A 13,005-nucleotide genomic window follows, 5' to 3' on the forward strand; every position below is an offset into this window, starting at 1 on the left:
GGGCCCTTTGTCGACCGGAGAGAGGACTGCGATGTCGCTGCCCTATGTCACCGTGATCATTCCCGCCTACCGGGCCGCGGACACGTTGCCGGCCGCGCTCGCTTCGATCCGCACATGCGGCCTGCCCCCCGACCAGGTCGAGGTGATCATTGCCTCGGACGATGGCCAGGACTACGCGACACGGTTCACGGATCCCATGTTGGCGTTCACGCCGGTCGGGCCGGTGCGCAGCGGTGCCGGGCCGGCCCGCAACCGGGCACTGGCCCAGGCCCGCGGCAATTTCATTGCCTACCTGGATGCCGATGACACCTGGTCACCGGGGTATCTTGCCGCGCTGGTGCCACTGGCGCGGCGCCACGGCGCGGCATTCGGCCTGACCTCGGTCTACAGCGACGGCAAGGAACTGATGCAACTGCCGCGCCGCGACGGCTTCACCCTGTCGCTTGAGGATTTCGGCGCGACCGGAGCCAGCTATCATCCGGTGCTGGAACGCCATCAGGCCCGCCCCTTTACCAACCAGCCGTCGCAGGATGTGCGCCACGCCGTCGAGCTGCTGGCGCGTCTTGGCGGCACCGCCCCACTGGGGCAGGCACGCTACTGTCTCAATCTCAACCCGGACAGCGCCACCGCCGATGGCACCTTCGCCCGCCGCGTCGGGCTGGCCTACCAACGCCACATCGCCCAGATAGAGGCCGGGGAAGGCGACATCCCGGACGCGATGCGCGCCCGCTGCGCGCAGGTCTTTCGGGACAAGGATCGCCTGAACCACGCCTTTACCAACAGCGCCACGCCCGGTCTTTCGTATTACGATTTCGTCGCGGCCTGGCAGCAGGACCGCGCCTGATCCGCGCCGTCGGGCCAGGCCTGCAACCGGCCAGGCCCGCAACTAAGCAGGCCCGCAACCAAGCAGGCCCGCACCCCAAAACAGGTCCGCAGCGCTGCCCTACTCCGCAACGCCCGGCAGGGTCGGATCGCCCCCCTCGGCGCCCGATGGGGCGGGGCCGCCCGGCCCCTCCATGCCATCCGGCGCGCCACCTGGGGGCGGGCCCGCAGGCCGCGTCCCACCCGGCTGCTGCCCGCCCGGTCCGCCAGAACCATCCATCCCGGAGGTCGAGCGCGCGTCGGGGTTGATCCCCACCACCAGCGACGCATCATAGTATTCGGGCTGTTCGCGAATCGCCGCATAGGCCCCGGCGCCCGCTGCGCGCGCAATGGAATCGCTGCCATTCATCGTGTCACGCGTTGCCCCCCGTTCATTGTAGGGCGGCACGGAGCGGAACAGATAGGCAGACAGCGCATCGGGGAAAAAGATCTGACTGGTCAGAATGGTCTGCTCGTCCAGAAACACCTTGTAGTGGATATGCGTCGTGCGCCCCCGGTACCATCCTGGATAGATCGTGTCGAAAACGGCGATGCCGTCGTCACCCGTGTTCTGCGTGCCGCGCAAAAAGGTCTGGTCCGTGGTATCCTCGGCGCCCATGTTGGTCACGCCGGAATAGATCCCGGCGGCGTCGCAATGCCAGACGTCGACCCGGGCACCGGGCACGGGCACGCAATCACTGGTCACCACCTGAAGGTTCAGGCGCATCGGCACACCGGGGCGGCCTTCGGTGATATCGCGGCGCACCAGCTTGGGGTCAATATAGAACGGACCCTCCGTAACCTCGGTCTGCACCATGCAGACATTGGCACTGATCAACCCGGCCGCCTGCGCCTGGGCGCGCGTCGCCGAAGCAAAGCTGCCTACCCCCATCAGCGCCACCGGCGATAGGGAGAGGAACCGCAAGAGCTTGCGGCGATCTTGATCGGGGGGTGTCGCGGATGACATGGCAAACGTCCTTCTTCGGTCTGTCTGCCCTATGATACGCAGCGCACGATAACTTCCGTCGCACCTTTGCGTGTGATCCGCCGGGCTGGCAGCGGCTTTCTGCCGCCTCTCGCCGCATCCCGGTTGCCGCATCCCGGTTGCCCCCAGCCGGACGGAGCCCCCGGCGCGTCAGCTGTCTTGGGGCGTTACCACATCGTGCGCGCGGCGCGTGCGGCCCAGCTGCTGTCGTACTCCTGTCCGCCGACCTCGCCATCCGTCATCGCGGCAAGGATCTGGCCGACGGTGGGCAAATCGCCGCTCTCGTCCTCGCCCGACCACAGGCGCGCGCGGATGATGGCCCGGGCACACTGGCTATAGATTTCGTGGATCTTGATGATGATCACCGTGGCCGGCTGGCGGCCTTCGCGTTCGAAACTGGCCCGCAGATCGGCATCGTCGGTTATGCGCGCTGCTCCGTTCACCCGCACGGCATTGGCGGATCCGGGCACCATGAACATCAGCGCAATGCGCGGATCACGCACGATGTTGCGCAGCGTGTCCAACCGGTTGTTGCCGCGCCAGTCGGGCATGGCCAGCGTGTCGTCATCCAGCACCCGCACCACAGGGCCATCATCGCCACGGGGGCTGCCATCTGCGCCCTCGGGCCCCACGGTCGAGACGACACAGAACCGCGATGCCATGATCCAGGCGCGATATTCCGGTGTCAGACGGTGCGCGACCTTGCGCAGGGCGGCCGCACCGGGTTTGCCGTACAGCGCCTCAAGCGCCTCTGTCGATTGCAGATAGTTCATTGGCCGCAAAGCCCCCTTCCAGCATCAACGCGTTTGACCGCGACTCGATCACCTGTTCCAGCGTGGCGCGAAAGCGCGCCCGATCCAGACCCGGGGGGATCGGCGCAAGGAATTCGATAATCGCAAGCCCGGGGCGCCGCAGCATTCCCTGCCTTGGCCAGAACAGCCCCACATTGGCGGCGACCGGCACGCAACTCTGTCCCGTTTCCTCGTAGATCACCAGCGCCCCGACCTTGTAGGGCAACACCGCCCCCGGCGCCACGCGGGTCCCCTGGGGAAAGATGATCAACTGACCCGCCGGCGCATTGCCGTCGTGCACCGCATCCATCATCGCGTGGATCGCCTCGGCCCGGTGGCCCCGGCGCACGGACACACAGCCGATACGCAGCGCGTACCACCCCAGGATCGGCATGTAGCGCAGGCTGTTCTTCATGATGAACTTGGGCCGGTCCACCACGCTGACGATCATGATGATGTCCAGAAAGCTCTGATGTTTTGAGGCGATCACCACCTCGCCCGTGGGGACCGTGCCCCGCACCTCGCTTTGCAGGCCGCAGATCAGGCGCAAGGACCAGCGCACGTAGCGGCTGTAAAAGCGCACCGCGGAATAGGCCCCCTGCCGGCTGACCACGGCCCAGGGCAGGAACACCGCCCCCGCCACCAGCATCGCCAGATACATCTGCACGATAAAGATCACTGATCGGACATAGTGCAGCGCGATCATCATGCCAGCCCCCGCAGAATGCGCCGTGCCGCCCGGCGCGTTGCCCAGAATGCCACGGCACCGGCCAGCAGCGGCAACAGAAAGGGCCAGATCCAGCCCCACCCCTGAAATCCCAGGCCAGTCAGGAATCCGCCCTCAGGCTGCGCCGACGGCAGCAGCAAAATCCCCCCGAGACCAAGCGCGAGGCCCAGGATCGCGCCCGATATCGCCCGCAGGGTAAAGCGGCGCACAAAGGCGCGGGCGATGAAATCGTCCCGCGCGCCCACCAGTCGCAAAACCGCGATGACCTGCGCGTTGGCGGCCAGCGCCGAATGGGCGGCCAGGGTGATCATGGCGGCCATGATACCCCCGATAAGACCCAGCGACAGCAGACCCATGGCGCGGATTCGCGATGCCGCGCGCACCAGCGGCCGCCGCCATCGGGTGTGATCGTCCAGCACCGCGCCCGGAACCTCGGCCGCCAGGCGCAGGCGCAGGCCCTCCGCGTCATAGCCCTTGCGGGTCTCTATGATCTCGATCAGCTGCGGCACCGGCAAATCCGCAATCGGCACATCCGGGCCGAACCACGGTTCCAGCAGGGCCTGCTGCTCTGCCTCGCTCAGGGCGCGCGCACTTGCCACCCCTTCGGTGGTTTGCAGAACCTGCAGGGCCGCCGCCGTCTGCGCCGCCACCTGATCCTGCGATGTCGAGATACGCAATGTCGCGCTGCGGGCCAGTTCCGTGCTCCAGTTATGGGCCAGGCGGCCGGTCGCCAGCGACAGCGCCAGCGCGAACACCGCAAGGAACGTCATCGCGGCCGCCGCGAACAGGGTCAGCCGCGCGGTAAAGCCGGTCGGTGGCACGACCCGATCGGCCTGCGTATCGCCGCGCAGCAAATCCGCCAGGATGACAAGAACCGCTCTCACAGGTCCGCCCCCGCCAATTGCAGCCGCCGGTTCGCGATGCGCAGAACCCGTGTCTGGACCTGGCTCTTGGCGGCCCGGATCAGCGACAGGTCGTGCGTCGCGATCATCACCGTCTTGCCCATCCTGTTCAGCTCCACCAGCAATTGCAGCAGGCGTTGCGACATCTCCCAGTCGACGTTGCCCGTGGGCTCATCCGCCAGGATCACCTCCGGGCTCATGATCACGGCCCGCGCCAGCGCGGCCCGCTGCCGCTCGCCCCCCGACAATTCCGGCGGCAGGGCGTTGCGGCGATGCGACAAACCGCACCACGCGATCAGATCGTCCAGGTTCTGCGCCTCGGCCGCCACGTCGCGGCCCGACACCATCAGCGGCAGCGCGATGTTTTCCGCCAGCGGCAGGTGGTCCAGAAACTGGCAATCCTGATGCACGACGCCGATCCGGCGCCGCAGCAGCGCCACGTCATCGCGCCCCAGTTCGCGCACATCCTGACCAAACAGCATCGCGCGCCCCGCCGTCGGGATCAGCGCACCGTAGCATAATTTCAGAAACGTCGTCTTGCCCGCACCCGATGGCCCGGTCAGAAAATGGAACGAGCCGGGCGCAAGGCGCAGCGAAATCTCGCTCAGCAGTTCCCCGCCGCCGTAGCTGTAGGCCAGATTGTCGAGTTCGATCACAGATGACCCCCGGGGATTGGTGTTTCCTTTTGCATCAGGACGCCCGGTCTTTCAATCGGCGGACCCTGCGGAAATAGCACTTTTCCGCTAAGGGTTAAGGACATATGCTACAGCGCAAAATACAGGTCCACGACCCTGGCCCTCGATCCAGACCCACGTTGCAGGCCCACGATACCGGCCCACGATGCGGTCCCAAGACAAAAGGCCCGGGACACGGGCCTGCAACACCAGGCCACGGCGGCCCGGAACGGATCGTCGCAGCGGGCCAGGCCCCGCGGTGGCCGGGGCCGGTCAGTGGCAGCAATCCGGACCGTGTGAACGGCGCCAGTCCAAGGGGGCAGAATGCGGCTAACGTGCCCAAGATGCAGCGCACAATACGAAGTTCCGACCGCGGCGATCCCCGCTGCCGGGCGCGATGTCGAATGTTCCGCCTGTGGCGAAACGTGGTTTCAACCTGCGTCCGCCGGGTCGGATGGCCCCCTGCAGATGCCCCGGGGGGACGAGATACCTCAGGGGGACGGGGGCTCGCAGGCCATTGACCCCTCGGCGCCTCCCCCCCGCCGCCGAGAGCTTGATCCTGGAATCCGCGACCTGCTGCGCGAAGAGGCCGAGCATGAAGCCCGTGTCCGCGCACGCGAAGCCGGGCAAACTGCGGCCACCACCGCATCCGCGCGCCCTGCTGCCCCACTCCAAACGCCGTCCAGAACTCCGCCCCAAGCGCCAAGCGGCGATGACAATGCCCGCCGCCTGGCCGAGGCACAGGCGCGGACGGCGCGCCTTGGTGCGACTCCGGGTGCCGTGACACACCGCCCGGCGTCGCGGGCCGACCTGTTGCCTGATGTCGAAGAGATCAACTCGACCCTGCGCTCGCCCTCCCAAGGCGCGCAGCCCACGGTGTCCGCGCAGGATCGCGCGCGGCAGCGCCGGAATTTCCGCATCGGACTGGCCGTGCCGGTCGTCGCCGCGCTGCTCATGCTCTTTGTCTATTTGAATGCGGATCGTATCCGGTTGTCGCTGCCACAGACGACACCCGCGATCGACAGTTTTACAGCCACGCTCGACCAGGGGCGTTTCTGGCTCGACGCGCACCTACAGGCTCTCGTCGGCCTGTTCCGCGCCTAGGCCCGCGCACCACCTCCTCCACAGGGACGGCGGCGCCCCGCCTCTGCCCCACGCCGCCCGCGCAGCGGCCTGAACCGATTGTGAACCGGGCAACGGACGATCGCGGCGCGGCCCACAGGCCCGCCGCGCATGTCTCGGACAAGACCAGCCCCCGGCGACCGCCAGCCTACGAGGGCGCTGACACAGCCTGATCCCGCCATCCAGATCTGTCCTTAGCCCGCCCTGCTCCGCCGCAACTCGGGTGGGTATGTCCCGCGGCAGGCACGCAGGCGGCGCAAAACCAGCGCTTCGCGTCAGAACCGTTCCAGCAGGCGGCGCAGATAATCCAGCTCGTCCTCGGTGCGGGCCGTATCGCCAGAGCGGCGGCGGATCTCGTCCAGCAGATCACGGGCGCGGCGATATACGTCTTCGCCCTGCAACATCTCGCGGTCGTTGCCCAGGTTGCCGCTGGTCCCGGCGTTGCGCCCAAGCGGATCGTTCTTCTGCCCGCCAGTGTTGCCCTCGGCCTCGCCCTGTTGTCCGGCCATCTGGCGATCCTGTTCGGCCATCGCCTCGCCAACCTGGCGCATGCCTTCGCGCAGCGCCTCCATGGCCTGGCTCTGCTGGTCGATGGCTTCGGCCAGATCGCCCTCGCGCAGGGCGCCCTCGGCCCCGCGCATCGCACGATCGGCGTCTTCCAGTGCCTCGCGCGCGGCACGTCCCTCGGCGGTACCATCGCCGGGAAGGTTGCCGCGTTGGCGCTCAAGCTCGCGGCGCAGGTTCTGCTGACGTTGCGCCAGCGTGCCCGCGTCGGGGCTGGCTTGCCCCCCGCCTTGCTCGCCGCCCTGGCGCTGACCCTGTTGCTGGCCCTGTTGCTCACCCGGCTGACCCTGGCCCTGCTGACCGGGCTGCTGCCCCTGCTGCTGACCCTGGCCCTGTTGCTGACCCTGGCCCTGCTGCTGGCTCTGCCCCTGCTGGCCCTGTTGCTGACCCTGTTGGCCGGGCTGATTGAACTGATCCTGCAGCTCGCGGAACGCCTCGTCCGACAGGCCCTGCTGATTGCGCAGGGTTTCCGAAAGCCCTTCCATGGCCTGCTGACCCGGGCTCTGCTGGCCCTGGCCACCCTGCCCCTGCGTGACCTTCATGTTCTCCATCATCTGTTGCAGCTCTCGCAGCGCCTCTTGCGCCTCGGCCATGCGGCCCTGTTCCATCAGCTCCTGGATGCGGTCCATCATGCGTTGCAGATCGTCCTGGTTCATCTGCATCGCATTATCCATGTTCATCGGCGGTTGATCCGGGTTCTGCTCGGACTCCCGCGCGGCCTGTTGCGACAGCTGACGCATGTAGTCTTCGGTGGCGTCCCGCAACTCCTGCATCAGCTTGGCGATTTCCTGGTCCGAGGCGCCGTTGCGCATCGCCTCGCTCAGACGCTCCTGCGCACGCTCCATCCGGGCGCGGGCGTCGTCGATATCGCCGTCCTCCAGCTCGACGGCCAGATCCCACAGTGCCTGCGTGATCTCGCCCACCTGGGTATCGCTCAACCGGCCATAGGTCGAAATCGCCTCGATCCGTCGCATCAGGGCCCGCGCCCGCAAGTATGAGGTCTCAGAGGAGAACAGCCCCTCCGGAGACCAGGTGATCGCGCGCATCACCTGCGCCGTGCGGGCCGCATTGTCGCGGTTCCAAAGCAGATCGCGGCGCATTTCGATCAGCGCCGCGGCCACCGGGTCGAAAAAGCGTCGGGCGTCCAGTATCATGGCGAAATCTTCGCTATGCCCGGTCTGGCCCCGTGAATCCTCGACCGTCAGCTTGACCTTGACCGGCATGTTCGCCCAGGGGTGCTGAGAGAAATTCTCGATCAGCGCCTCGTTGAATTCGGTGCGGCTGCCTGAAATCGGCATCGGCAGCGCCACCTCGATAGGGTCGCGCGGCTCCGGCTCGATGGTCAGGCCATAGCGGCGATCCAGCGCCGCCATGTCCAGCGCGATCACCGCGCGCCCGGCCTCGACGCCATAGTCGTCGCGGGCGCTGAACGGGATCGAGATCTGGCCATCCACGGTCGCCTCTCCCGGCGCCTCTATGTCGACCTCGGGCGCCGCATCGGGGATCAGCGCCACCTGCCACGCCTGCCCGCCGGGTCCGTCAATCGACAGGTCGCCGGCTTGCATGACGCTGAATTCCTGTGCAGCCGAGGTCGCCGGCGGCAATTCTCCGATGCGCCCCGAGACGGATTCGGCCACCGACAGCCGTCCTTCGGGGCCATAAAGCCGCAATGTGACCAGTGCCCCTTCGGGCGCGGTCAGTGTTTCATCGCGAATATCTGACAGGTAAATCGTCGGCAAACCGGTATAGGCGGGTGGGGCCACCCAGCCCTCCCAGCTCGGTCCGGCGGCCGCGTTCGCGCTGCCCGGCGTCATGCCCCCGACGCTGCCGACCCGCCAGAAAGACCCGAACAACAGGGCCACCATAAGCCCTAGCAAGGCGACATAGCGCAACCCGAACGGGTCGCGCGATGCCAGCCTGAGGTCGGGTTCGACAGGCCTGGCGCTGGCGGCACGGTCCGCCATCCGGCGCTGGTGCGCCGCCCAGAGCGCAGTTGACCCAGCGTCGGCGGCGCCGATTGCCTGCCCATCTCTAAGCGCTTGAAGAGGCTGCCCTTTCAGGGATTGATCGAGGCGCGCCAGCGCCTCCCTGCGGCGCGGAAACCGAAACCGCAGCGCACCGTAGATCAGCACCCCCAGGGCCGCCATCACCGAGACTGCGGCAAAGCCCCAGACCACCTCGACCGAGGCTGAATCCTGTACGCCCAGCATCAGCAGCGCCAGGACCGCGATACAGATCGACCACAGCGGCCAGAAGGCACGCGCCATACGCTCCGCCAGCAGGCCGAGGAAGGTCAGGGTCAGCGGCCACCTGAGGCGGCGCAACGTATCGGTGTAATGGGTCTGCTCAGCCATGCTCCGTCCCGATGGGTCAGCGCGGGGATCGCGCTACACCCATTCAGGTACCGTATCTCGGTTAATGATCTCCTCAAAGGAGGGTCTTTTTCGGATGACGGCAAATTGATCGCCCTGCACCAGAACTTCGGGGATCAGCGGACGCGTGTTGTACTCGCTCGACATCACGGCGCCATACGCCCCGGCCGAACGGAAGGCCACCAGATCCCCCGCCGCCAGCGGCGCCATCATGCGCTGCTTGGCAAAGGTATCGCCGCTTTCGCAGACCGGCCCGACAATGTCATAGGGCTGCTGCTCGACGCCCGGCGCGGGTTCGATCACCGGCACGATATCGTGGTGCGCATCGTACATCGCGGGGCGGATCAGATCGTTCATCGCCCCGTCAATGATCAGGAAATCGCGCCCCTCGCCCTGTTTGACGTAGATCACCTCGCTGACCATCACCCCGGCGTTGCCGGCGATGAGGCGACCCGGCTCGATCTCGATCTCGCATCCGGTGTGGCCCAGCATCTCCTGCACCATGGCGCCGTATTCGTGCGGCAGGGGCGGCGCGGTGTTGCCGCGCTCATAAGGGATGCCGAGGCCCCCGCCGAGGTCGAGGCGAATGATCTCGTGACCGTCGGCGCGCAGCACCTCCGTCAGCTCGGCAACCTTGGCGAAAGCTTGCCGATAGGGCTCCAGATCCGTCAGCTGGCTGCCGATGTGCACGTCGATGCCAATGGCCTTCAGGCCGGGCATCCGGGCGATGCGCGCGTAAACCTCGCGGGCACGGGTGATCGGAATGCCGAACTTGTTCTCGCTCTTGCCGGTGGCGATCTTGGCATGTGTCCTGGCATCGACATCGGGGTTCACCCGCACGGTCACCGGGGCCACGACGCCCATCTCCAGCGCGACGGCGTTCAGAACCTCCATCTCCGGCTCGCTCTCAAGGTTGAACTGGCGCACACCGCCCGACAGCGCCATCCGCATCTCGTCGCGGGTCTTGCCGACACCGCTGAACACGATGCGGTCACCGGGCACGCCGGCGGCCTTGGCGCGGGCATATTCGCCCCCCGACACCACGTCCATCCCGGCCCCCAGCCCCGCCATCAGCGTCAGGATCGCCTGGTTGCTGGCCGCCTTCATCGCGTAGCAGATCAGGTGATCCATGCCCGCCAATGCCTCGTCGAACGCCTTGAAATGGCGAACCAGGGTTGCGCTGGAATAACAATAGAACGGCGTGCCGACAGCGGCGGCAATCTCGGCCAGCGGCACGTCTTCGGCATGAAGCGCGCCATTGCGATACAGAAAATGGTCCAAGGCGTCACCTCCGGCAGAGCATTCAGAACAGCGGGGCCCAGGGCCCGCGCCCCGCTTACACCGCGCGTGTGCGAAGGAAAAGATAAAGCGGCAGCCCGCAGCCAACCCCGATCAGAAAGGTCGCCGGAATGGCCCAGAGCGCGCTCCAGTTCCGCCGCACCCAGACTTCGGCGCAGATCCACAGCGTCAGCGCGACAGCGGCAACCGTCAGATCCCAGACCAGCCCGCTGGTCGCGGCGTTGACGTGCCAGGCCGCCAGCAGCCCCGACAGCGACAGACCCTCCTGCCGGAACCATGCGACGAACCACAGCATCGGATGCACGGCGCCCCAGATCGCCAGCCCCAGGTAGGCGATCCGCAGCCCCGACATCAGATGGATGTCCCGTACAGCTCGGCGCTGGCCACCCCGATACCGCTGCCCAGTTCAGGGCTTATGTCCAGACCCGCCCCCGGCGTCGGCAGCGTGTTCGGCTGCGGCGGCTGGGGCGATCCGTCCACCCCGCATCCCGTCAGCAGCATCAGCGCAAGCGCTGCGATCAACCCAGTTTTTCTGTCCATGCCGTCACCTGTTCCCGCACCCGCTCCGGTGCCGTTCCGCCATAGGACATCCGCGAGGCGACAGAATTGTGCACGCCCAGCACACCAAACACCTCGTCGGTGATGCGCGGCTCGACGCCCTGCATGTCGGCCAGGCTCAACTCCGGCAGGTCGCATCCCTTGCCCTCGGCCAGCGCGACCAGCGCGCCGGTCACATGGTGCGCGTCACGGAACGGCATCCCCAGCACCCGCACCAGCCAGTCGGCCAGATCCGTTGCGGTACTGAACCCGGCGCCCGCAGCAGCCTCCAGTGCCGGTACATTGGCCTGCATGTCGCCCACCATTCCCGTCATCGCCGCAAGCGCCAGCATCAGGTTGTCGGCGGCGTCAAAGACCTGTTCCTTGTCTTCCTGCATGTCCTTGGAATAGGCCAAGGGCAGCCCCTTCATCACCATCATCAGCGCCACGTTGGCGCCGAAGATCCGCCCGATCTTGGCCCGGATCAACTCGGCCGCATCGGGGTTCTTCTTTTGCGGCATGATGGAGGAGCCGGTCGAAAACCGGTCCGACAGCACGACAAAGCGGAACTGCGCGGACGACCAGATCACCAGCTCCTCGGCCATCCGGCTCAGGTGCATGGCACAGATGCTCGACGCGCCCAGAAACTCCAGCGCGAAATCGCGGTCGCTCACGGCGTCCAGCGAATTGGCCATCGGGCGGTCAAAGCCCAGCGCCGCAGCCGTCGCATGGCGATCAATCGGAAAGGACGTGCCCGCCAGCGCCGCCGCCCCCAGCGGGCTTTCGTTCATGCGGCGGCGGGCATCCTCGAACCGGCTCTTGTCGCGGGCGAACATCTCGACATAGGCCATCATGTGATGGCCCCATGTGACCGGCTGCGCGGTCTGCAAGTGGGTAAAGCCCGGCATCACCCAATCCGCACCGGCCTCGGCCTGCCCCAGCAGCGCGCGCATCAGCGCCTCCAGCCCGGCAATCGCCGCATCCGCCTGGTCGCGCACCCACAGACGGAAATCCGTCGCCACCTGGTCATTGCGCGACCGCCCGGTGTGCAGACGCCCGGCAGGTTCCCCGATCACCTCTTTCAGGCGCGCCTCGACATTCATGTGAATGTCTTCCAGCGCGGTCGAAAACTGGAACGATCCGCCCTCGATCTCTGACAAGACCGTGAGAAGCCCTTCCCTGATCGTGTCCGAATCCTTATTTGTGATGATGCCCTGCGCGGCCAACATGGCCGCATGGGCGCGTGAGCCTGCAATATCCTGTGCCGCCAGCCGCTGGTCAAAGCTGATCGAGGCGTTGATCGCCTCCATGATCGCATCGGGGCCAGAGGCGAAACGGCCGCCCCACATCTGGTTCGCAGTCTTGTCGGTCATCGGGCCACCCGTCGGAGGAAACATGAAGAAATTGCGTTCCGCGTTCGTTTATACGGCCATTGCCTTGGGTGCAATCGCCACCCACCCCCTGCCCGGTCTGGCTGCGCCCGATGCCCTTGACGGCCTGCGGACGGGCGAAATGCGCAAGCTCTCGGTTCTCGACAGTCCGCGCCAACTCAAGACGACCGTCGAATGGCTGTCCCCGGATGGGCCGGTCTCGCTTGCCGATTACAGCGGCAAATGGGTCGTGCTGAATTTCTGGGCCGTCTGGTGCGCCCCCTGCCGAGAGGAAATGCCGACGCTTTCCGCCTTGCAGCGCGACCTCGGCGGCGATGATTTCGCCGTCGTGACGCTGGCCTCCGGCCCCAACAAGCCCGAGGCGGTTGACAGTTTCCTTGCGGAAAACGGTGCCGCCAACCTGCCGCGCCTGCGCGACCCCAATACCGAACAGGCCCGGGATGCCGGGGTCTTCGGCCTGCCCGTCACGGTTCTGGTCAACCCGCAAGGGGCCGAGGTCGCCCGCCTGATCGGCGGCGCCGACTGGAACTCGCCCGAGGCGCGCGCCGTCATCGCTGCCCTGCGCCAGTAACCCCCGCGACAGTAACCCCGCGACCGCCCATCGCTCCGGCGCGCAGCACCCGGGGGGCCCACTCCCGCCCCTCTGCCCCCTTTCGCGCGCCGTCCTCCTTCGCGCCAAGGGGCGTTTTTTTTCACCGTTCAGATACCGCTCGGATACCGTTCAGATACCGACGTTCGAATTATGCGTTTTCAATGCCTTAGCGGACCCAGGCCCGCAGA

Annotated in this window: 13 protein-coding genes and 1 pseudogene; 4 read left to right on the top strand and 10 right to left on the bottom strand. The window is 66.8% G+C overall.

Going from position 1 to position 13,005, the window contains the following annotated elements:
- The first annotated feature begins 31 nt into the window (after window positions 1–31).
- Window positions 32–844, top strand: coding sequence for a glycosyltransferase family 2 protein (locus tag DL237_RS07180; protein ID WP_119398374.1), 813 nt, complete (start codon window positions 32–34; stop codon window positions 842–844).
- Between the two features lie 99 nt (window positions 845–943).
- Here DL237_RS07180 and DL237_RS20970 read toward each other — a convergent pair whose 3' ends face one another.
- From DL237_RS20970 to DL237_RS07205, 5 genes are all read right to left on the bottom strand, one after another.
- The gene (locus DL237_RS20970) at window positions 944–1,828 is read right to left on the bottom strand and encodes an intradiol ring-cleavage dioxygenase (RefSeq protein WP_119398375.1); all 885 of its coding nucleotides are present in this window, start codon (window positions 1,826–1,828) and stop codon (window positions 944–946) included.
- A gap of 185 nt (window positions 1,829–2,013) precedes the next feature.
- The gene (locus tag DL237_RS07190) at window positions 2,014–2,619 is read right to left on the bottom strand and encodes a pyridoxamine 5'-phosphate oxidase family protein (protein ID WP_119398376.1); all 606 of its coding nucleotides are present in this window, start codon (window positions 2,617–2,619) and stop codon (window positions 2,014–2,016) included.
- Window positions 2,588–3,346, bottom strand: a complete 759-nt coding sequence (locus DL237_RS07195) for a lysophospholipid acyltransferase family protein (protein WP_119398377.1) — start codon at window positions 3,344–3,346, stop codon at window positions 2,588–2,590. The genes DL237_RS07190 and DL237_RS07195 overlap by 32 nt, the downstream gene beginning before the upstream one ends.
- Complete coding sequence (locus tag DL237_RS07200; RefSeq protein ID WP_119398378.1) at window positions 3,343–4,248, bottom strand: cell division protein FtsX; 906 nt, start codon at window positions 4,246–4,248, stop codon at window positions 3,343–3,345. The genes DL237_RS07195 and DL237_RS07200 overlap by 4 nt, the downstream gene beginning before the upstream one ends.
- Window positions 4,245–4,922: a cell division ATP-binding protein FtsE gene (locus DL237_RS07205; RefSeq protein WP_119398379.1), complete on the bottom strand. Its 678-nt coding sequence runs from the start codon at window positions 4,920–4,922 to the stop codon at window positions 4,245–4,247. Before DL237_RS07205 ends, DL237_RS07200 begins: the two co-directional genes overlap by 4 nt.
- A 342-nt stretch (window positions 4,923–5,264) precedes the next feature.
- On the opposite strand from DL237_RS07205, the pseudogene DL237_RS21065 reads away from it, so the two are divergent.
- A pseudogene (locus tag DL237_RS21065) lies at window positions 5,265–5,360 on the top strand (zinc-ribbon domain-containing protein); the annotation flags it as partial.
- Between the two features lie 393 nt (window positions 5,361–5,753).
- Window positions 5,754–6,044, top strand: coding sequence for a hypothetical protein (locus DL237_RS20830; RefSeq protein ID WP_233544893.1), 291 nt, complete (start codon window positions 5,754–5,756; stop codon window positions 6,042–6,044).
- A 293-nt stretch (window positions 6,045–6,337) separates the two neighbouring features.
- Here the strand turns inward: DL237_RS20830 and DL237_RS07215 are convergent, their stop codons facing one another.
- Genes DL237_RS07215 through argH form a run of 5 tightly spaced genes read right to left on the bottom strand, consistent with a single transcriptional unit; the run spans window position 6,338 to window position 12,207 of the window.
- Entirely contained in the window at window positions 6,338–8,980 is a 2,643-nt protein-coding gene (locus DL237_RS07215) for a DUF4175 domain-containing protein (protein WP_119398381.1), read from the bottom strand.
- A 33-nt stretch (window positions 8,981–9,013) separates the two neighbouring features.
- A complete protein-coding gene (gene lysA / locus DL237_RS07220) occupies window positions 9,014–10,279 on the bottom strand; it encodes a diaminopimelate decarboxylase (protein WP_119398382.1) in 1,266 nt (421 codons plus the stop codon).
- Between the two features lie 55 nt (window positions 10,280–10,334).
- A complete protein-coding gene (locus tag DL237_RS07225) occupies window positions 10,335–10,649 on the bottom strand; it encodes a DUF2834 domain-containing protein (RefSeq protein WP_119398383.1) in 315 nt (104 codons plus the stop codon).
- Window positions 10,649–10,837: a hypothetical protein gene (locus tag DL237_RS07230; protein WP_119398384.1), complete on the bottom strand. Its 189-nt coding sequence runs from the start codon at window positions 10,835–10,837 to the stop codon at window positions 10,649–10,651. Before DL237_RS07230 ends, DL237_RS07225 begins: the two co-directional genes overlap by 1 nt.
- The gene (argH, locus tag DL237_RS07235; protein ID WP_119398496.1) at window positions 10,816–12,207 is read right to left on the bottom strand and encodes an argininosuccinate lyase; all 1,392 of its coding nucleotides are present in this window, start codon (window positions 12,205–12,207) and stop codon (window positions 10,816–10,818) included. The genes DL237_RS07230 and argH overlap by 22 nt, the downstream gene beginning before the upstream one ends.
- Window positions 12,208–12,229: 22 nt before the next feature.
- On the opposite strand from argH, the gene DL237_RS07240 reads away from it, so the two are divergent.
- Window positions 12,230–12,796 (top strand): TlpA disulfide reductase family protein, encoded by a 567-nt coding sequence (locus DL237_RS07240; protein ID WP_119398385.1) that lies wholly within the window; start codon window positions 12,230–12,232, stop codon window positions 12,794–12,796.
- Window positions 12,797–13,005 lie beyond the last annotated feature (209 nt).

Origin of the sequence: Pseudooceanicola sediminis (genome assembly GCF_003575965.1) — a bacterium.
Taxonomy (GTDB): domain Bacteria; phylum Pseudomonadota; class Alphaproteobacteria; order Rhodobacterales; family Rhodobacteraceae; genus Pseudooceanicola; species Pseudooceanicola sediminis.